At 64.5% G+C, this 20,107-nt stretch carries 20 protein-coding genes; 2 read left to right on the plus strand and 18 right to left on the minus strand.

Annotated elements, in window-relative coordinates; translation table 11 throughout:
* Positions 1 to 4: 4 nt before the first annotated feature.
* From P24_RS10785 to folK, 11 genes are all read right to left on the minus strand, one after another.
* Entirely contained in the window at positions 5 to 529 is a 525-nt protein-coding gene (locus P24_RS10785; protein WP_237740188.1) for a TRAP transporter small permease subunit, read from the minus strand.
* 172 nt (positions 530 to 701) lie between these two features.
* Complete coding sequence (locus P24_RS10790; protein ID WP_202802385.1) at positions 702 to 1,295, minus strand: biotin transporter BioY; 594 nt, start codon at positions 1,293 to 1,295, stop codon at positions 702 to 704.
* Positions 1,296 to 1,363: 68 nt separating this feature from the next.
* Positions 1,364 to 3,607, minus strand: a complete 2,244-nt coding sequence (gene parC, locus P24_RS10795; RefSeq protein WP_008944754.1) for a DNA topoisomerase IV subunit A — start codon at positions 3,605 to 3,607, stop codon at positions 1,364 to 1,366.
* Complete coding sequence (gene recO / locus P24_RS10800) at positions 3,604 to 4,350, minus strand: DNA repair protein RecO (protein ID WP_008944755.1); 747 nt, start codon at positions 4,348 to 4,350, stop codon at positions 3,604 to 3,606. Before recO ends, parC begins: the two co-directional genes overlap by 4 nt.
* 25 nt (positions 4,351 to 4,375) lie before the next feature.
* Positions 4,376 to 5,296, minus strand: coding sequence for a GTPase Era (gene era, locus P24_RS10805; protein WP_008944756.1), 921 nt, complete (start codon positions 5,294 to 5,296; stop codon positions 4,376 to 4,378).
* Positions 5,293 to 5,994: a ribonuclease III gene (rnc, locus tag P24_RS10810; protein WP_008944757.1), complete on the minus strand. Its 702-nt coding sequence runs from the start codon at positions 5,992 to 5,994 to the stop codon at positions 5,293 to 5,295. Before rnc ends, era begins: the two co-directional genes overlap by 4 nt.
* A 15-nt stretch (positions 5,995 to 6,009) precedes the next feature.
* Positions 6,010 to 6,738: a signal peptidase I gene (gene lepB / locus P24_RS10815; RefSeq protein ID WP_008944758.1), complete on the minus strand. Its 729-nt coding sequence runs from the start codon at positions 6,736 to 6,738 to the stop codon at positions 6,010 to 6,012.
* Positions 6,739 to 6,850: 112 nt separating this feature from the next.
* Positions 6,851 to 7,621: a pyridoxine 5'-phosphate synthase gene (locus P24_RS10820; protein ID WP_008944759.1), complete on the minus strand. Its 771-nt coding sequence runs from the start codon at positions 7,619 to 7,621 to the stop codon at positions 6,851 to 6,853.
* 137 nt (positions 7,622 to 7,758) lie between these two features.
* The gene (locus P24_RS10825; protein ID WP_008944760.1) at positions 7,759 to 9,927 is read right to left on the minus strand and encodes a RelA/SpoT family protein; all 2,169 of its coding nucleotides are present in this window, start codon (positions 9,925 to 9,927) and stop codon (positions 7,759 to 7,761) included.
* Between the two features lie 111 nt (positions 9,928 to 10,038).
* Positions 10,039 to 10,452, minus strand: a complete 414-nt coding sequence (gene rpoZ / locus P24_RS10830; RefSeq protein ID WP_008944761.1) for a DNA-directed RNA polymerase subunit omega — start codon at positions 10,450 to 10,452, stop codon at positions 10,039 to 10,041.
* Positions 10,453 to 10,542: 90 nt separating this feature from the next.
* On the minus strand, positions 10,543 to 11,043 hold the full coding sequence (gene folK, locus P24_RS10835) for a 2-amino-4-hydroxy-6-hydroxymethyldihydropteridine diphosphokinase (RefSeq protein ID WP_008944762.1): 501 nt from the start codon (positions 11,041 to 11,043) through the stop codon (positions 10,543 to 10,545).
* Between the two features lie 187 nt (positions 11,044 to 11,230).
* Between folK and P24_RS10840 the strand changes: the two genes are divergently transcribed.
* Both P24_RS10840 and P24_RS10845 read left to right on the plus strand, forming a co-directional pair.
* Entirely contained in the window at positions 11,231 to 11,878 is a 648-nt protein-coding gene (locus P24_RS10840) for a LabA-like NYN domain-containing protein (RefSeq protein WP_008944763.1), read from the plus strand.
* Positions 11,875 to 12,516, plus strand: a complete 642-nt coding sequence (locus tag P24_RS10845) for a uracil-DNA glycosylase (RefSeq protein ID WP_008944764.1) — start codon at positions 11,875 to 11,877, stop codon at positions 12,514 to 12,516. The genes P24_RS10840 and P24_RS10845 overlap by 4 nt, the downstream gene beginning before the upstream one ends.
* Here P24_RS10845 and P24_RS10850 read toward each other — a convergent pair.
* From P24_RS10850 to P24_RS10880, 7 genes are all read right to left on the minus strand, one after another.
* Positions 12,513 to 13,529, minus strand: coding sequence for an ABC transporter ATP-binding protein (locus tag P24_RS10850; protein WP_008944765.1), 1,017 nt, complete (start codon positions 13,527 to 13,529; stop codon positions 12,513 to 12,515). The genes P24_RS10845 and P24_RS10850 overlap by 4 nt on opposite strands.
* Before the next feature lie 6 nt (positions 13,530 to 13,535).
* Positions 13,536 to 14,363: a carbohydrate ABC transporter permease gene (locus P24_RS10855; RefSeq protein ID WP_008944766.1), complete on the minus strand. Its 828-nt coding sequence runs from the start codon at positions 14,361 to 14,363 to the stop codon at positions 13,536 to 13,538.
* Positions 14,360 to 15,277 carry a carbohydrate ABC transporter permease gene (locus P24_RS10860; RefSeq protein WP_008944767.1) on the minus strand — a complete coding sequence of 306 codons (918 nt, stop codon included), beginning with the start codon at positions 15,275 to 15,277 and terminating at the stop codon, positions 14,360 to 14,362. The genes P24_RS10855 and P24_RS10860 overlap by 4 nt, the downstream gene beginning before the upstream one ends.
* A 14-nt stretch (positions 15,278 to 15,291) precedes the next feature.
* On the minus strand, positions 15,292 to 16,491 hold the full coding sequence (locus P24_RS10865) for an ABC transporter substrate-binding protein (RefSeq protein WP_237740189.1): 1,200 nt from the start codon (positions 16,489 to 16,491) through the stop codon (positions 15,292 to 15,294).
* Positions 16,492 to 16,633: 142 nt separating this feature from the next.
* A complete protein-coding gene (gene ggpS, locus P24_RS10870) occupies positions 16,634 to 18,151 on the minus strand; it encodes a glucosylglycerol-phosphate synthase (protein WP_008944769.1) in 1,518 nt (505 codons plus the stop codon).
* Entirely contained in the window at positions 18,148 to 18,900 is a 753-nt protein-coding gene (locus P24_RS10875; protein WP_008944770.1) for an HAD-IIB family hydrolase, read from the minus strand. Before P24_RS10875 ends, ggpS begins: the two co-directional genes overlap by 4 nt.
* Complete coding sequence (locus tag P24_RS10880) at positions 18,900 to 20,003, minus strand: NAD(P)H-dependent glycerol-3-phosphate dehydrogenase (RefSeq protein WP_008944771.1); 1,104 nt, start codon at positions 20,001 to 20,003, stop codon at positions 18,900 to 18,902. Before P24_RS10880 ends, P24_RS10875 begins: the two co-directional genes overlap by 1 nt.
* Positions 20,004 to 20,107 lie beyond the last annotated feature (104 nt).

Consider the following 20,107-nt stretch of genomic DNA (forward strand, 5'->3'; position numbering starts at 1 on the left):
TGTCCTAGCGCTTGGTGAATTCTTCGGGTTCCGGCAGGAAGCCGGCATGGCCCTTCAGGATCAGGATGCTGCGCCCCATCAGCGCCAGCCCCTGCAAGCCGACCAGGAAGCAGAACACCAGGATCAGGCTCTTCAGCACATAGAGCGCCGGCATGCCGCCGCCCTGCGGCGAGGATTCGCCGACCCTGTAGGACGCCTCGAAGAAACCCACCCCGTAATAGGCCACCACGGCCAGCCAGGGCAGCAGGAAGACGATGGTTCCGAAGATATTGGTCCAGGCCTTCTTCCGGACATCCAGCCGGTCATAGAAGATATCGACCCGGACATGGCCGCCGTGCAGCATGGTGTAGCCCGCGCCCACCATGAACACGATGGCATGCGACCACACATACAGTTCCTGCAGCCACAATATGCCGATACCGAAGGCATAGCGCAGGACCACGACGACGAAACAGATGACAACCGTGGCCAGGGTAAACCAGGACACGAAACGCCCGATATACTCGTTCATCGAGTCTACCAGACGCACAAAAAACTCCAGGGCGCTCACATGGCCTCCCGCTCGCAACTCACCAACCCACTGTCCGCTGTCCGCTCTTGCCGGCGGATGCAGCGATATATTATGCGCAGCTATTTAGCGAAATGGCGTTGAAAAAGCCATAAGAGAAAGGCCCCGACTGATGCGGGGCCTTTCAATCGCTTCAATTCCGGCTGCGCCATCCCAGCTGCAGCACCGAAACCGCCAGGGCGATCTTCAGCGCATCGCCCACCAGGAAGGGCAGAACGCCGACCGCCAGGGTCTTCTGCCAGTCGCCAATGAAGGCACTGTTCAGATAGCCGGTCCCCAGCGCATAGATCGCCAGGTTGCCCAGCACCAGTGCGGCGATGGCCGGCAGGATGCGCCGCGACCAGCCGCGATCCGCCAGCCAGCCGGTCAGCATGACTGCCAGCACGAAGCCGGCAATATAGCCGCCGGTAGGCCCCATCAGCACGGCGATGCCGCCCGCACCACCGGCAAAGACCGGCAGGCCCATGGCACCCTGCGCGACATGCGCCAGAATGGTCGCGGTGCCCAGCCGCGCGCCATAGGTCAGGCCCAGCAGCAGGACGGCGAAGGTCTGGAAGGTGATCGGCACCGGCCACATCGGTACCTTCACCTGCGCCATGACGGCCAGGAACAGGCTGCCGAAGGCGATCAGTGCCAGCGCCCGGATAGCGCCCTGCGCCATTCCGGCCTGTTCGCGCGCGGGCCAATAGCGCTGCACCAGCGCCTGAGATCCGGTCATGCTCGTCATCTTTTATGTCTCCCGTTTACGCCCGGCTTGCAGCCGGAAAGTTCCGGCCTTATAGCGCCGGCGCGCCGTCAGTTGAAGCGATTGTTCTGCGGGAAGCCGCGCGGCACCAGGCGGCCTGCCCCGGCACGCTTCATGCGCCAGGTCAGCAGATCCGTCTCGGTCCGCACCCGGCCGCCATTCAGGGTCCAGCTGATGCCGTCTGCCAGGTTGAACACCTTCACGTCGGTCAGCTTGCCACCGGCATATTTCTGCAGGATCACGCCGCGCCCGCGCTGCATCTCCGGGATTTCCTCCAGCGCGAAGATCAGCAGCTTGCGGTTGCTGCCGACCACGGCAACGCTGTCACCCTCCGCCGGGATGCAGATGGTGGCCGACGCCCCATCGCCCGGATTCACGACCTGCCGGCCGGTGCGGGTCTGCGCCAGCACATCCTCTTCCTTCACCAGGAAGCCGCGCCCGTCATCGGAGGCCACAAGCAGCCTGCGGCCCGGCTTGTGGACCATCAGGGCGACAATGTCCTTGTCCTGCGCCAGATCAATCATCAGCCGGATCGGCTCGCCGAAGCCCCTGCCCCGTGGCAGCTTGTCCACGCCGATGGTGAAGAACCGGCCATCGGCGGTGAACACCAGCAGCTTGTCCGTCGTCTCGCAGGGGATGGCGAAGCGCGCCTCGTCCCCTTCCTTGTACTTGGTCTCCGCAACATCGAGATTGTGGCCGCGCAGCGCGCGCACCCAGCCCTTGGCGGAACACAGCACGGTCACCGGCTCGCGCTCGACCATCGCCTCCAGCGGGACCACCGTTTCCGAGGGCGGGCCTTCGATGTCGGTGCGGCGCTTGCCCAGCGCCGTATCCTGGCCGAAACGCTTCTGCAGATCGGCGATCTGCTTGCCGACGATCTTCCAGCGCCGGGGTTCCTTCGCCATCAGGTCGGTGAGGTCGGCCTGCTCTTCCGTCAGCGCATCGAACTCCTTGCGGATCTCGATTTCCTCCAGCTTGCGCAGGGCACGCAGCCGCATGTTGAGGATCGATTCGGCCTGCAGGTCGGACAGATCGAAGCGGGTCATCAGCTCCTGCTTCGGCTCATCCTCCTCGCGGATGATGCGGATCACCTCATCCAGGTTCAGATAGGCAATCAGGTAGCCGCCCAGGATTTCCAGCCGGCGCGCGATATGCTCCAGCCGGTGCGCGGTCCGGCGCCGCAGCACCTCCTCGCGATGCGCCAGATAGTCGCGCAGTACCTCGCGCAGGGTCATGACCCGGGGCACGCCTTCGCGGTCCAGCAGGTTCATGTTCAGCGAAATGCGGTTTTCCAGTTCGGTCTGCCGGAACAGGCTCTCCATCAGCACGGCGGGATCGACATTGCGCGATTTCGGCTCCAGCACCAGGCGCACATCGGCAGTCGATTCGTCGCGCACATCGCCCAGCATGGCCAGCTTCTTCGCCTGCATCAGCTCGGCGATTTTCTCGACCAGGCGGGACTTCTGCACCTGATAGGGAATTTCCGTGACGACGATCTGGAACAGCCCGTGATTCAGCTTCTCGACCTGCCAGCGGGCGCGCACGCGGAAACTGCCGCGCCCCGTCTCATAGGCCTGCAGGATCGCCTCCGGCGCCTCGGCGATCGACCCGCCGGTCGGGAAGTCCGGACCCTTGATATGGGCCAGCAGCGACGCCGTGGAGACCGGGCCGCCGCCGCCCAGCATCTCTTCCTTCACGATATGGCTAAGCGCGCCGCACAGCTCCGCCACATTATGCGGCGGAATGCTTGTCGCCATGCCGACCGCGATGCCCTGGCTGCCATTGGCGAGCAGGTTCGGGAAGGCCGCCGGCAGCACCACCGGCTCCTCCGTCTCACCGTCGTAGGTCTGGCGGAAATCGACGGCATCCTCGTCGATGCCTTCCAGCAGCAGCTCGGCCACCGGTGTCAGCCGCGCCTCGGTGTACCGCATGGCCGCCGCGTTATCGCCGTCGATATTGCCGAAATTGCCCTGCCCGTCGATCAGCGGATAGCGCTGCGCGAAATCCTGCGCCAGACGGACCAGCGCGTCATAGATCGCCGAATCGCCATGCGGGTGATATTTACCGATGACATCGCCGACCACGCGGGCCGACTTCTTGTGTCCCTGGCTGGATACCAGCCCCAGCTGGCGCATGGCGAACAGCAGGCGGCGATGCACCGGCTTCAGCCCGTCGCGCACATCGGGCAGCGACCGCGACATGATGGTCGAGAGCGCATAGGACAGGTAGCGCTCGCTGAGCGCCTCCGCCAGGCCTGTATCGCGGATTTCGCCGGTTGTCTGGCTCTTGGTCATTCGGTCACACCTCCACCAGATATAGTAGCCGACTGCCGCAGCCGGTCAATGAATCGTATGCGCGCCGCCGGCAGCGGCTTATGATTCAGGCCGAACACATGCCGGTCCAGAAAGAAGCCGGTGAGATCCAGCCCGTGCAGTATTTCCTCCGGCGTGTCGTCGCCTCGGCCGATCAGGAAGCCCGGCAGCCGCAGCAGCCGGTCGCGGTAAGGCTCGCCCGCCGACAGCGACACCGCGCGGCCGGTGCGCGGGCTGACATAAGCCAGGTCGTCGTTCAGGCCGGTGGCGGCGCAGCGCGAAAGATCGAGCCCAAAGCCCAGATCGGCTAGCAGGCCGGTTTCCCATTTCACATAGGCGGCGGCCCAGACCGCGCTGTCCAGCAGCCCGATCAGCGCCAGCAACCCCTCATAGACCGCCGGATGCGGCTCCCGCTCGGCCAGCGCGCCATCGGCGACGGCGCAGGCCGAGGCCAGCGCAGAGAGCTTCAGCGGGTCTTCCAGATAGGCCGCGGCATGAGCCTGTAGCAGCTCGCAGCTGTAATTGCCCAGATGCTCAGCCAGGCGCGCCCGCCAGCTCGCCCGGACCAGATTGCCCGGCTGGAACATGCCGCGCTGGCGCCCCGATCCGCCGCCGCGCACCAACCCGGCATGGCGGCCACGATCCACTGTCAGCAGCGACAGGACGAGTGAGCCTTCGCCATGCGGCCGCGTACTCAGCACGATTCCGTCGTCGGTCCAGTCCATCAGTCAGCTGGTGTCGCCAGGCCGCTCACGCGTTCCATTCCAGCCCCCAGGGCTTGAAGCGCTCCGGGTCCTCATCCCAGGATTCGCGGACCTTCACAAACAGGAAGAGATGCACCTTGCGCTCCATCATCGCTTCCAGCTCGCTTTGTGACTGTTCGCGCACCCGGCGGATCGCCTGCCCGCCCTTGCCCAGCACGATGGCCTTGTGGTTGTCGCGCTGGACATAGATGGTCTGGTCGATCTTCACCGACCCGTCCTTGAAATCCTCCCACTTCTCGGTCTCGACGGTGAGGCCGTAAGGGACTTCCTGATGGTAGTTCAGGAACAGCTTCTCGCGGGTGACCTCCGCCGCCAGCAGGCGCAGCGGCATGTCGGTCATCTCATCCTCGGGATAGAGCCACGGTCCTTCCGGCATCTCGCCGGCGAGATGGGCGCGCAGATCGGCAATGCCGTCACCCGTCGCCGCCGAGATCATGAAAATCCGGGTGAAGGGGAAGCGTTCATTCAGCGCCTGAGCCCTGGCCAGCAGGACCTCACGGTGCTTCACAAGGTCGATCTTGTTCAGCGCCAGCATGGCCGTCTGGCCGGACTTCTCAAGCTCGGCGATAATCCGCTCGCTATCCTCATCCAGCCGGGCCTGCGAGGCATCGACCAGCAGCACGATCCGGTCCGCGTCCTTCGCCCCGTCCCAGGCGGCGCGCACCATCGCGCGGTCCAGCCGCCGCTTCGGCACGAAGATGCCCGGTGTATCGACGAAGATGATCTGGCTGTCACCTTCCGCGATGATGCCGGTGACCCGCGTGCGGGTGGTCTGCACCTTTGGGCTGACGATGGACACCTTGCCGCCGATCAGCGCGTTCATCAGCGTGGATTTGCCGGCATTCGGCGCGCCGACCAGCGCGACATAGCCGCAGCGCGTACCGGCCGGAGCCGCTGTGTCGGTCATGTGCCTTTTCCCTTTGTCACCCTGTCGAGCAGCGCCTGCGCTGCCTGCTGTTCCGCAACACGTTTCGAGGGGCCGGTACCCTCGGCTGGTTCCTGGCCCTTCACCGTCACCTCGACGGTGAAGACCGGCTGGTGTGCCGGCCCTTCCCGCCCGACCTCGCGGTAGCTGGGCAGCGGCAGCCCCCGCCCCTGCGCCCATTCCTGCAGACCCGTCTTGGCATCCTGCGGCGGGCGGCCGGAATCCGCCAGTTGCACTTCCCACTCGCGCAGCACGAAGCTTCGGGCCGCCTCCAGCCCGCCATCGAGGTAGAGGGCAGCGATGACCGCCTCCAGCGCATCCGCCAGCAGCGCATCATTGTCGCGCCCGCCGGCATCGGCCTCGCTGCGCGACAGCTTCAGATGATCGCCCAGCCGGATTGTCCTGGCCACCTGGGCCAGCGCCTCGCGCCGCACCAGCCCGACATGCCGCTTGGCGATGTCGCCCTCACGTTCCTTCGGGAAACGTTCCAACAGCGCCTCAGCGACGACCAGCCCCAGTACCCGGTCGCCCAGGAATTCCAGCCGCTCATAGGCCGCCGAGCGGCGCTCCGTAGCGCTCAGATGGGTCAGCGCCTCGGTCAGCAACGCCGGCCGTGCGAAATCATGCCCCAGCCGTGCAGAGAGCGTCTCTATATCGGTGTCAGTGGCGCCCTGCGCCATGGTCAAGCCATCCGGTCAGCGGATTCCATCGAACAGCCGATCGTACCGGATCGCGAAGGGCCATTTCCAGATTTCCCACAAGGCTGCCGTGCCGTTGGTGGAGAAGAACAGCACATCCGCCCGGCCCACCAGATTCTCGCGCGGAATATAGCCGACGCCGGCCAGCACGCGGCTGTCCACCGAATCGTCGCGATTGTCGCCCATGCCGAAATAATGGCCGGCCGGAACGACATATTCCGGCGTGTTGTCCAGCATGCCATTGTCCGACCGTTCGAGGATGCGGTGGCGACGGCCATTCGGCAGCGTCTCGATAAACTGTGTCACGCGGACGTTGGGCGCCTCCTCCGGCACGAAATCCTCGATCCGTTCGCGCTTCACCAGCTCATTATTGATGTAGAGCCGGCCATCAACCATGCGGATGCGATCCCCCGGCAGGCCGACGATGCGCTTGATGTAGTCGGTCTCGTTATCGCGCGGCAGCTTGAACACCACGACATCGCCGCGCTCCGGCTCGGTGAACAGGATACGCCCTGGGATCAGCGGCAGACCGAAGGGCAGCGAATAGCGGCTGTAGCCGTAGGAAAACTTGCTGACAAACAGGTAATCGCCCACCAGCAGGGTCGGGATCATCGACCCCGACGGGATGTTGAACGGCTCGTAGGCGAAAGTGCGGATACCAAGCGCGATGAGTATCGCATAAACGACTGTGCGGATCGTTTCGCCGATCCCTCCAGATTTGCTCACTGTGCCAGAACCATGCTGTTGGGGATAGCCTTCGCGGAAGGCGAAGGACGAGCTTCCCAAGCATATGCCCGAAAAGCGCCCCTATCACAAGGTTGCAGGCAAAAGAATGCGATCAGGCCGAGCGTTCGCCAATCGCCTCGGCGCGGGCCTTGTCCATCAGCGAGCGCATGCGCTTGATGGCGCTGTCCAGCCCGCTGAAGATCGCCTCGCCGATCAGGAAATGGCCGATATTCAGCTCGTGGATCGTCGGGATGGCGGCCACCGGCCCTACCGTATCGAAGCTGAGGCCATGGCCGGCATGGCATTCCAGCCCCAGCTCCTCCGCCTTCCGGGCGGCGGCAACGATGCGGGCCAGATGGCGGTCACGCTCCGCCCCGGTTGCCTCGCAATAGGCACCGGTATGCAGCTCCACCACCGGCGCGCCGAGGGCCACAGCAGCCTCCAGCTGCGCCGTCTCCGGCTCGATGAACAGCGACACCCGGATGCCGGCAGCGCCCAGCTCCTGCGTATAGCGCATCAGCTCGCCCTTCAGCCGGGCGGCATCCAGCCCGCCCTCGGTCGTCACCTCGGTACGTTTTTCCGGCACGATGCAGGCAGCATGCGGCTTGTGACGCAAGGCGATGGCCAGCATCTCCTCCGTTGCCGCCATCTCCAGGTTCAGCGGCAGGTCGATCTCCCCCACCAGCCGGTCGATATCCTTGTCGGAGATGTGGCGCCGGTCCTCGCGCAGATGCGCGGTGATGCCGTCAGCACCCGCCTGCGCGGCCTGCTTCGCCGCCCGCACCGGATCGGGATGACCGCCGCCGCGCGCATTACGGATGGTCGCCACATGGTCGATGTTCACGCCAAGTCGCAGATGGCGGATAGCAGCATTGGCCGACATGGTCATTCTCCGCAGGTCGAATGGAATGCCAAGGATATGATGAGGGAGCCGATATTGGAAAGGCCATGCAGGCCCCGCCTGCCGCAGGCCTGCCGCGCATCCAGCGATGTCATCAGGACAATCGCGGTCTTTGAGCGCTAACCCCGGGCGCGGTCAACGGAGTTGATCATCGGGCTGGCGCGCAGCGCGGCGATGATGTTGGTCAGGTGCTTCACATCCTCAACCTCGACATCAACCAGAATGTCAAAGAAGTCCTGCGAGCGGTTGGTAATCTTCAGATTATTGATATTGCCGCGATTCTTGCCGATGGTCATGGTCAAATTGCCAAGGCTGCCGGGCTCGTTCGAGATGATGACCGACAGCCGGCCGACATGACGGTCCGCCCCCTCGCCCGGCTCGTCCCAGGCGACATCCAGCCAGCGTTCCGGAGTGTCGTGGAACTGCTCCAGCACCTCACAGTCGATGGTGTGGATGGTCACCCCCTTGCCGGTGGTGACGATGCCGACGATACGGTCGCCAGGCAGCGGGTGGCAGCATTTGGCGAAATGCATCGCCATACCGGGGATCAGGCCGCGGATCGGGACCGCGCCATCGCGGCTGCGCGCCTTGTTGCGCGCCCGCGCGATCGGCACCACCTTGCCGTCGGCGGGTTTCGCCTCCGGCCGGTTGCGTTTGGTCTCCGGGAACAGCGTGTGGACGACATGCAGGCCGGTCAGCAGCCCTTCGCCCACCTGCGCGAACAGATCGTCCAGCTTCTCCAGCTTGAAGATCTGCGGCGCGCGCTCCAGCGCCTTTTCGGTGAAGGGAATGCCCTCCTGCCGGAACGCCTTTTCCGTGATCGTGCGCCCCAGAGTCATGAACTCGTCGCGCTTCTGCTGGCGGATGAAGCGGCGGATGCAGGCCTTGGCCTTGCCGGTGACGACGAATTCTTCCCAGGTCGGCGACGGCGACTGCGACTTGGAGGTGACGATCTCCACCTGGTCGCCATTCTTCAGCTGCGCGCGCAGCGGCACGAGGCGGCCATTCAGCTTCGCGCCGACGCAGCGGTCGCCAATCTCGGAATGGACGGCATAGGCGAAGTCGATGGGGGTGGCACCACGCGGAAGCGAGATCAGGTCGCCCTTGGGCGTGAAGCAGAACACCTGATCCTGGTACATTTCGAGCTTGGTATGCTCAAGAAACTCCTCGGGACCGGCCGCACTCTCCAGAATATCCAGAAGCTCGCGTATCCAGCGGTACTTCCGGCCTTCCTTCTGATGCTCGCCGCTGTGCTGCTTGTAGTCCCAGTGCGCGGCCACGCCCAGTTCGGCCGTCTGGTGCATGTCGCGCGTGCGGATCTGGATCTCGATGCGCTGGCGCTCCGGCCCGATGACACCGGTGTGCAGCGAGCGGTAGCCGTTCGATTTCGGCACCGAGATGTAATCCTTGAAGCGACCGGGCACGGTGGGGAACTGCGCATGGATGATGCCGAGCGCCTGATAGCAATGCTCCACCGAATCCACGATGACGCGGAACGCCATGATGTCGGAGAGCTGCTCGAAGCTGACATTCTTGCGCTTCATCTTCTCCCAGATGGAGAAGGGCGATTTTTCCCGCCCCGACACCTCGATGCCCGGTAGGCCATATTCGGCCAGAAGCTTCTTCAGTTCGGCAATGATGCGGCTGACCAGCGGCTCGCCCTGCTCGCGCAGAAAGGCCAGGCGGGTGACGATGGATTCCCGCGCGTCGGGATGCAGCTGCCGGAAGGCCAGGTCCTGCAGCTCGTCCTTCCAGGTGTGGATGCCGATGCGCTCGGCCAGCGGCGCATAGATTTCCAGCGTCTCCAGGGCGATGCGCCGGCGCTTCTCCTCGCTCTTCACGAAGTGCAGCGTGCGCATATTGTGCAGCCGGTCGGCCAGCTTCACCAGCAGGACGCGGATATCCTCCGACATCGCCAGCACCAGCTTGCGGAAATTCTCCGCCTGCTTGGACTGGTCGGACTGCAGCTCGATGCGGGTCAGCTTCGTCACGCCATCGACGAGGCGCGCGACTTCCTTGCCGAACAGCTGCTCGATATCCGCCAGCGTGGCGTCAGTATCCTCGATGGTGTCGTGCAGCAGCGCGGTGACGATAGAATCGCCATCCAGCTTCAGGTCGGTCAGGATGCCGGCGACTTCGATGGGATGGGAGAAATAAGGATCGCCCGAGGCCCGCTTCTGCGAACCGTGCATCTTCATGGCATAGACGTAGGCGCGATCGAGCTTCGCCTCATCCGCACGCGGATCGTAGGAGCGAACACGCTCGACCAATTCGTATTGACGCATCATGGCGCGCCGTCCAGCCGGTTACGAGAAGACCTTTTCATACATAATATATAAGAAAAGCCGGCCTCCCTGCCATGTCGATGGCGCAGGGAGGACCGGCTTTGCATAAGAAAATCAGCGCTCGTCGCGCAGCATATCGTCGTCGATATCCTCGAACTGCGCGCCGGCCTCTTCGGCCTCGCCTTCGGAATCGTCATCCTCGGCGGCGGCGCGCGGCCGGTCATCGGCACCCTGCGGGCCAAGAATACCGGACTCGCTCGCCATCAGCTCCAGCGTATCGTCCTCGACCAGCTCATCCGGCTCCTGGGTGTGCTGTTCGCGCTTCACCAGCGCCTCGCTCAGCACCTCAAGCTCGATGGTCTCGTCGGCGATCTCCCGCAGGGCCACGACGGGGTTCTTGTCATTGTCCCGTTCGATGGTCAGCGATCCGCCGGACGCGATCTGCCGCGCGCGATGGCTGGCCATCATCACCAGCTCGAACCGGTTAGGAATCCGCTCAACGCAATCTTCGACCGTAACGCGGGCCATTCAACTCTCCGGAAAGTAGGAATTCGTCACGAACGAAAACATATAGCGGCTGCCGCACCGCAACACAAGGAAAGCTTGAGAAATGCTCGCCTAGCGGATCGGGTGAAGCGCCTGCCCGGGCGACAGGGCCGCCAGCAGCGCGGGAATGTCCCTGCTATCGCCGGGATGGCACCAGTCCCGCGCGATGTCCAGCAGCGGCCGCAGTACGAAAGCCCGCTCCCGCAGGCGTGGATGCGGCAGAAGCGGCGGCACCTCCGCCCTGTCATTCTGCACATCATGATAGGCCAGCAGATCGAGGTCCAGCACTCGGGCCTCGTTACGGACCTGCCGCACGCGCCCGAACTGCGCTTCGATCTCATGCAGCCTTGCCAGCAGCGCAGCTGGCGGCAGCGCAGTTTCCACAAGCACGGCGCCATTCGCATACCAGGGCTGATCCGACAGCGGCACCGGCGCGCTTTCGAACAGCCGGGACCGCGCGACAACCCGGATGTCGGGATCACGCTCCAGCATCTCCAGGGCGGCAAGGCAGACCGCGCGCGGTGTATCGAACCCTGCGCCCGGCAGGTTGGACCCTATCGCCACCAGAATCATTGCGTCCCGTTCTCCGTTCCCGGCTTTGCCGACATCATGACAAAAGCCGACATCGGCCCTTGCCATAGCCAATTATGCACCTTAGATAAATGGGAAATCAGTATTTTCGTGGGAAAAGAAAAAAGTTAAAGCCAAGCATTTAACCTTCAATTCTTTTGACCAAGCTCATATTCAAGAAAGCCAGGACATGATCTCTTACAGAGAAGAAAAAACCGCCCTCTTCATAGATGGGTCGAATCTCTACGCCGCCGCCCGTGCGCTCGGATTCGACATCGATTACAAGAAGCTCCTCGGATATTTCTCGCAGAAGGGTCGTCTGCTTCGCGCCTTTTACTACACGGCGCTGGTGGAAGATGCCGAATATTCGCCAATCCGCCCGCTGATCGACTGGCTGGATTACAATGGCTACACCATGGTCACCAAGCCGACGAAGGAGTTCACCGACTCCAGCGGCCGCCGCAAGGTGAAGGGCAACATGGATATCGAGCTGGCCATAGACGTGATGGAAATGGCCGAGCATGTCGATCACATCGTGCTGTTTTCCGGCGATGGCGATTTCCGCCGGCTCGTCGAGGCGGTGCAGCGCAAGGGTGTGCGCGTGTCCGTGGTCAGCACCGTTCGCTCCAGCCCGCCGATGGTCGCCGACGAGCTGCGCCGTCAGGCCGACAGCTTCATCGAGCTGATGGATATCGAGGGCGAGATCGCCCGCCAGCATCAGGGTCCGCGCCGCGACGACCGCCAGGAGCGCTTCGCCGGCCCCGACGACTTCGATGATGAGGATGGCGAGGACGAGGCCGAGGTGATCTTCCAGGACCGTACCGGCGGCCGGCGGTGATACCGGGCGCCCTGCAGCCCGAACGCGATTGCCAGATCTGCCCCAGGCTGGCCGCGTTCCGGGCGGAGAACCGCCAGAAGCATGAGGGCTTCTTCAACGCCCCTGTCCCGCCCTTCGGCGATGCCTCTGCGAAACTGCTGATCGTCGGGCTGGCCCCCGGGTTAAAGGGGGCGAACCGCACTGGCCGTCCCTTCACCGGCGACTATGCCGGCGACCTGCTCTATCCCACGCTGGTGAAATTCGGCTGGGCGCAGGGCGAGTATGGCCGCGATCCCGCCGACGGGCTGCATCTTACGGGCTGCCGCATCACCAATGCAGTGAAATGTGTGCCGCCGCAGAACAAGCCGACCCCGGCGGAAATCAATGCCTGCCGGCCCTATCTGAAGTCGGAGCTGGCGGCCCTGCCCGGCTTGCGCGTCATCCTGGCGCTGGGCTCCATCGCGCATACCTCCGTATTGTCCGCCTATGGCGTGCGCAAGGTGCTCTATCCCTTCGGCCATGGCACCCTGCATGAGATGCCCGGCGGGGTGCTGCTGGCGGATTCCTACCATTGCTCGCGCTACAACACGAACACCGGACGGCTAACCCCGGAAATGTTCGAGGATGTGTTCCGAGCGATTGCCAAAAAGATCGGCTAAAGCCGCTTCCCCTCCTTATCGAACAAATGGCAGCGCGCCGGATCGAGCGCCAGCCTGACCTTGTCGCCCCGCTTTGGCGGCGGGTCCTCGCGGTGGCGGAAGGCGAGTCCTGTTCCATCGTCCAGCGTGGCATGCACCAGCCTTGTCTCGCCCAGCTCCTCCACCAGCGTCACTTTCGCCTCCAACGGCCCGTCGGCGTTAAAGGCGATGTCCTCCGAGCGGACCCCCAGAGTCTCCGCCTTGCGCAGGCCCGGCAGATCAAGCCCGGCCGCCCCGGCCTTCACCGGCAGCAGGTTCATCGGCGGCGACCCCAGGAAGCGCGCGACGAACAGATTATCCGGCTTGTGGTAGAGGTCCGCCGGCTTCCCCGCCTGTTCCACCCGGCCGCCATTCAGCACCACCATGCGGTCGGCCAGCGTCATAGCCTCCACCTGGTCGTGCGTCACATAGATCATGGTGGCGCCCAGATCCTGATGCATCTTCGCAATCTCGACACGGGTCTGCACGCGCAAGGCGGCATCGAGGTTAGACAGCGGCTCGTCGAACAGGAAGACGCGCGGCTCCCGCACAATGGCGCGGGCGATGGCCACGCGCTGGCGCTGCCCACCCGACAGCTCACGCGGCCGGCGGTCCAGCAACTCGCCGATCTGCAGCATGCCGGCGACACGGTCGACCCGTTCATTCACCGTCTCCTTCGCGGCACCCGACAGGCTGAGGCCGAAGGCGATGTTCTTGCGGACGGTCATATGCGGGTAGAGCGCATAGGACTGGAACACCATGGACACGCCGCGCTTCGCCGGCTCCGTGGCGGTCACCTTGTCCTCCCCGATCCAGATATCGCCGCCGGTCGCATCTTCCAGCCCGGCAATCAGCCGCAGCAGTGTGGACTTGCCGCAGCCCGACGGGCCGACGAAGACGACGAACTCGCCATCCGCGATCTCCAGGTCGATATCCCGGATCACCTCGGTCCTGCCGAAGGATTTGCGGAGCTTTTCCAGTCTGACGGACGCCATGTTTCCCTATCCCTTGACCGCGCCAGCCGTCAGCCCGGCCACCAGACGGCGCTGGAACACCAGCACCAGCAGGATCAGCGGCACGGTGACGGTGACGGAGGCCGCCATGATGTTGCCCCAGGGCAGCTCGTGCTCGCTGCCGCCGGTGATCAGCGCGATGGCGACCGGCACCGTGCGCTGCGTATTGGTCAGCGTGAAGGTCAGCGCGAACAGGAACTCGTTCCAGGCGACGATGAAGGCCAGCAGGCCGGTGGTCACCATCGCCGGCCACAGCAGCGGCAGGAAGATGCGGGTAACCAGCACGAAGGGCGTGGCGCCCTCCAGAATCGCCGCTTCCTCGATCTCGCCCGGCAGGTTGCGCATGAAGGTAGTCAGCACCCAGACCGTGAATGGCAGGGTGAAGATCAGGTAGGACAGCACCAGGCTCAGCAGATTGTTGTAGAGGCCCAGGCCGCGCACCAGCTCGAACATGCCGGACAGCACGGCCACCTGCGGGAACATGGACACGCCGAGGATGGTCAGCAACAGCGTCGAGCGGCCCCGGAATCGCACCCGCCCGAGCGCGAAGGCCGCCCCCAGCCCCAGCGACAGCGACAGCGCCACCACAGCGAAAGACACCAGAAGCGAGTTCAGGATGTTCCGCGCGAAAGGCTGTTCGGTGAAAACCCGGACATAGTTGGAGAAATCCAGTTCTGTCGGCCAGTAGGACACCTGGAACACCGCCGAGCCACTCTTCAGCGAGGTCAGCACCGCGTAATAGAACGGGAACAGCAGGTAGAACAGGATCGCCGCGACCAGCAGCCAGAACCCCGCCCCTTTCAGCAGCCGGGTCATCGTGCCCTCCCGCCCAGATCGGCGCGGGTCGCCATCAGATAGATCACCGTCAGCAGCGCGATGGCGGCGAACAGCAGTGTCGAGGCGGCGGAACCAAAGCCGACATCCTGGAAATCGACGAATTGCTGGCGGGCATAGACCGACATGGTCATCGTCGCCTCGGCATTGCCGGTCATGATGTACACGATGTCAAACACCCGCATCGCATCCAGCAGCCGGAAGATCACCGCAACGATCAGCGCCGGCTTGATGAGCGGCAGGGTAACGTGGAAGAACACCCTCACCGGATGAATGCCGTCCACGCGGGCCGCCTCGTAACAGTCGCGTGGCAGCATCTGCAGCGCAGCCAGCACCATCAGCGCGACGAAGGGGGTTGTCTTCCAGACATCGACTGCCACCACCGACCACAGCGCCAGATCGCTGGAGGCCAGCCAGGCCACCGGCGCCGAGATGAGGCCGAGCCGCAGCAGCGCATCATTCACGATGCCGAACTGGTCGTGCAGCATCCAGGCCCACATCTTGGCCGACACCACGGTCGGGATCGCCCAGGGGATCAGCACGGCGGCCCGCATCAGCGCCCGGCCGGGAAAGCTGGCATTCAGCACCAGCGCGATGATGACGCCGAACACCGTCTCGAAAAACACCGAGACCAGGGCGAACAACAGCGTGTTCTTGACCGCAACCCACCAGAGCGGGTCCGCCAGGATGCCGTAGGTGACGCCCCTGCTCTCCGCCAGGAAATTCTCCAGGCCGATGAAGCCGTAGTCGCCGAAGCGCGACAGCTCCGCATCGGTCAGGCTGAAATAGAAGGTGCGTGCCAGCGGCCAGGCGGCGACCAGCGCCAGCACCAGCAGCATCGGCGCCAAGAACAGCCAGGCAGAACGGATGCGAGCGCGGGTGAGGTCACTGGTCATATTCTGCCCCCTCCTCACCACTGGCCGCCACGGCTGAGCCGGAGCAGGTCGCGTTCCAGCTCGGCCAGGCGGGGTGCGGGCTCGATGCCTTTCGACAGGATTTCATGGATCGCCCGCGAGAAGGCGAAGGACACCCGGTTGTAGCGTGTGCCGGTTGCCCGCGCCGGACGTGGATTAGCGGTCTCGAAGGTCTCGTACAGCGTATCGAAGAAGGGGCTGACGCCCAGCACCTCCTGATCCTCATAGAGCGCCGGGCGTGTCGGGTTGTAGGAGCCACGCACCGCGCGCACCTTCTGCCGCTCGGCGCTGGTCAGGAACAGCACCAGATCGGCCGCCTCCGCCGGATGTTCGGAGAAACGCGATACCGCCAGATGCCAGCCGCCGAGACAGGCGCTGCGCTGGCCATCCGGCGATCCGGCGGGCAATGCCACGACGCCAACCTTGCCGCGCACCGGGCTGTCCTGCCCCTGTGCCAGCGACCAGGCATAGGGCCAGTTGCGCATGAAGACGGCTCGGCCGCTCTGGAACACGCCGCGCGCGGCCTCCTCGTCATAGTTCAGCACGCCGCGGGGGGAGATGCTGCCGACCCAGGAGGCGGCAAGGTCCAGTGCCGCCGCCGCGCGCGAATTGTTCACGGTGATCGTGCCGTCATCGGCGACAATGGTGCCGCCGCCGAAGGAATCGATCCATTCCAGCCCGTTGCAGGTCAGCCCTTCATAGGCCCGCCCCTGCCAGACATAGCCCCACAGATCACCATTGCCGGCCTCGCGTTCCGCCTGCTGCACGGTGCCGGCGATGGCGGTCAGTTCGGCCCAGGTTTCCGGCGGCGCGAAATCATGCTTTTCCAGCAGGTCACGGCGGTAGAACAGCACACCGGCATCGGTCCACCAGGGCAGCGCCACCAGCTTTCCATCCACCGTGTCATTCTCGATCAGATTCGGGAAATGCGCCTTCTCCGCACCGTCGCTATAGGGCGCAAGGTCGATGAAATAGCCGCCCAATATGCCCGGCCAGACGATGTCGATCTGGAACACGTCGATATCGTCGGCACCGGCCGCCAGCATCTGCTGGTAGAGTGCCAGCCGCTCGGTCGAGGAGTTGGGGGTGGAGACGATCTCCACCCGGTTGCCGGTCTGCTCCTCCCAGGCGGAAACGCCTTCGCGGCACAGTTCCAGCTCCACCCCGACGGCACCGCAGGAGATGGATATCTGCACGCCCTGCGCGGACGACGTGGCCGGAAGGCCGCAAACGCCCAGCAAGGACACCGCAAGAACGGCAAAAACCCTGCCGTCTATACTGGCGGGTGGACACCCCATGAAACCGTCCCTCTTTCCTCCTCTACAGCAGGCCTCGGCCTCAGGCCGCCGCCTCCGGCTTGGTGCGCAGCCCCTCGCCGATCTCGCCGAAGCGTTCCAGCGTATGGCGCGCCCAGCGCGAGACGTCGTAATGCAGGACATTCTGGTGCATCGCGCGCATGCGCTCCCGCTTCTCTTCCTCCGGCATGTCGAGCGCCTGGTCGAGGGCGGCATCCATCGCTCGCGCCGAATAAGGATTGGCGAGGACCGCCTGCGGCAGTTCGACGGCACAGCCGGTAAATTCCGACAGCACCAGTACGCCGAGATCGCCCTGCTTGGCCGCGACATATTCCTTGGCGACCAAGTTCAGCCCGTCGCGCAGCGGCGCGATCAGGCAGACATCCGCCATCTTGTAATAGGCAATCAGCCGGTCGAACGGGATGGCGTTGGAGAACAGGAAGACCGGCGACCAGCGCAGATTGGTGAAACGGCCATTGATGCGGCCGACCAGCGCCTCGATCTCGCGCTGCGTGTCACGGTAGATCTTCATGCCGCTGGCCGCCTGCACTGAGACCAGCAGCAACTTCACTTTGCCATGCAGTTCCGGGCGCCGTTCCAGAAGCCGTTCATAGGCCTGCAAGGTTTCCTTCATGCCCTTGGTGTAGTCGGTCCGCCCCACCGCCAGGATCAGCCGCTGGCCTTCCAGCTCCTCCCGGATGGTCTTCTGGATCTGCCGGCTGGGCTCGCCCTTCAGCAGTTCGGTGATGATCTCCGGGTTGGTGCCGACCGGGAAGGCATCGAGATTGACGCTCCGTCCCTTGTGGCTGAGGCGCACCGGCACATCCGGCTCCGACAAGGCCATCCCGCTCGGCGACATGCCGCTCTCGACGCGTACGGTTTCCGTCACCTCAACATCGCGCAGCGAGCGCGCGACATCGGCGAAGTTCTTGGAATAGCGCGGAATGTGAAAGCCGACGAGGTCGCAGTCCAGCAGGCTGTCCACAATCTCGGCCCGCCAGGGCAGCACGTTGAACACATCCGGAGATGGGAAAGGCGTGTGGTGGAAGAAGGCGATCTTCAGCGACGGCTTGATCTGCCGCAGATATTTCGGCACCAGCCACAGATTGTAGTCATGCACCCAGACCAGGGCGTCGTCCTCGGCCTGCGCGGCGGCGGCCTCGGCGAACAGCCAGTTCACCTCGCGGAAGGTATTCCAGTCGGCATTCTCGTAGCGGAACAGCCAGGGGAAGGAGTGCAGGATCGGCCACAGCGCCTCCTTCGAAGTGACGTGGTAGAAGCTCTTCACCTGCTCGGCCGTCAGCGGCAGGCGGGAGACCGCGTAATTGCCGTAGCTGTCCTCGATGCGGATGACGCGGTCGAACTTCTCCTGCTGCTTCGCCGACACCTGCTTCCAGGCAACCCAGGCGCCGCGCCCCTCGGCAATTCGGCCGAAGAAACTCTTCAGGGTCGGGACAATCCCGTTCGGGCTCTTGTTCTCCCGATAGACCCGCCGACCGTTCTCCACCGCCTCCTCATAGGGCTGGCGATGATAGACGATGACGAGATCCGATTTGGTCATGAGATGTTCTCCCCCTCCAGTGCCTTCGGATGCATGCGGAAATGCCGCAACGCATCGGCGATGCCCGCCGCCCCTGGCAGCGGGCTGCGATAGACCCAGTCATAGCCGTCGATGGCCTCGACCAGCTTCGGTTCGGAATTGCCGACGGCAACCCCTTTCAGCTTTGTCTCGAACAGCGACAGGTCGTTCAGCGTGTCACCGGCGACCAGCACACGGTCCTGCGGCAGGCCCAGCGCCGTGACGGTGCGCAGCAGCGTCGGCCCCTTCGCCACGCCCTTGGGCAGCACATCCAGGAAGGTTTCCGCCGACAGCAGCCAGTCGAAGCCGGCTTCCTCGATCTTGCGCAGTGTCTCGGGACGCAGGGAATCCGGCTGATAGTAATAGCTGACCCGGCGGTGAAACGGTGTGGGCTGCAGTTCCAGCCCCGGCTCGTCCGCCAGCATCTTGCGCACCCGGTCGCCGGCATCGCCCCAGCGTTCGCCAATCTCGTCCTGCACCTCGGCCAGCGGCGCGAAATCCTGGCCATTCACAATGGTGGTGCCGACATCGCCGATGATGTAGTGCGGCCGTGGCATGCCCGGCTGTGCGATGAGGCCGCGGATGAAGTCGAGATCGCGGCCGGTGACGAAGATCAGCAGCGCGTCGTCGCGCTGATTCAGATGCTCGTAGAGATCGCGGCGCTGTTCGTCGCTGCCGCCCAGAAAAGTACCGTCAAGATCGGTTGCCAGAATGAGATTGAGATTTTGCATTACACCATGTCGTTAGCTTGAAGATCATTCGCCGCCGAGGGGTGCGGCAGGATTACATGCGGTTCCAGTTCGCGGGATTCCGCCTTGATCGGCCGGGTCAGCAGTGCCTGCACAGCGTCGCGGATCGACAGCCCGTCATGCAGGATGGCATTCACCGCCTCGCAGATCGGCATCTCGACGCCAAGCCGGCGGGCGAGCTGGGTAACGGAGCGCGCATTCACGGCCCCCTCCGCGACCGATTTCTTACCCGCAAGTGCCTCTTCCGGGGTCATCCCCTGCCCCAGCGCCCGGCCAAAGGAGAAGTTGCGCGACTGCGTGCTGGAGCAGGTCAGTGTCAGGTCGCCGATGCCGGCCAGGCCGGTCACCGTCTCGCGCCGTCCTCCCAGCGCCTCGGCCAGGCGTTTCAGCTCGGCCAGGCCACGGGTGATCAACGCGGCGCGCGGGTTGGAGCCCATACCCAGCCCGTCGGCAATGCCGCAGGCTATGGCGAGCACGTTCTTTACCGCACCGCCAACTTCGACACCGACCGGATCGTCAGAGATGTAGGGGCGGAAACTCTCATTGCCGAGCGCCAGGCAGATCTTCGCCGCCAGGCTGGAACTCGCCGCCTCTGCCCCGCCGGCAGCATCTTCGGAGGCCACGGTGACCGCCGTCGGTTGGCCTTCCGCCACTTCCGACGCGAAACTGGGGCCGGACAGCACGGCCTGCGGCCGGCCCGGCATTTCCTCCGCCACGATATCAGACATCAGCTTGCCGCTGTCGGTCTCGATGCCCTTGGCGCAGATCACCACCGGCACGCCGGCGGCCAGCACCGCCTCGACAGCGCGCGCCATGCCCCGCAGGAACTGCGACGGCACGACGAGGATTACCAGCCCGGCCTGCGCGACCACGGCGGACAGATCGCCGCTGACGGCAATCTCCGCTGGTATGGGATAATCCGGCAGGAACGGATTGCGGCGGTCCCTCGCGACCGCCTCAACGACGTCGGCCTCCCGCGCCCACAGCGACACGCGCCGACCGGCGCGGTGCGCCGTCATCGCCAGCGCCGTGCCCCAGGCCCCGGCGCCGATCACCGCGACCTTGTCCAACGGGGCCTCCGCCATAAGCCTGTTGTCGGCCTCGCCTTCTCGTGTATCCATGGCTCGTGTATCCATGGCTGAACCGTTGGCGGTCACGGCCGCTCTCCCTTGTCGCGCAGCATTGAAAG

The sequence above is a fragment of the Oceanibaculum indicum P24 genome, assembly GCF_000299935.1.
Classification (GTDB): domain Bacteria; phylum Pseudomonadota; class Alphaproteobacteria; order Oceanibaculales; family Oceanibaculaceae; genus Oceanibaculum; species Oceanibaculum indicum.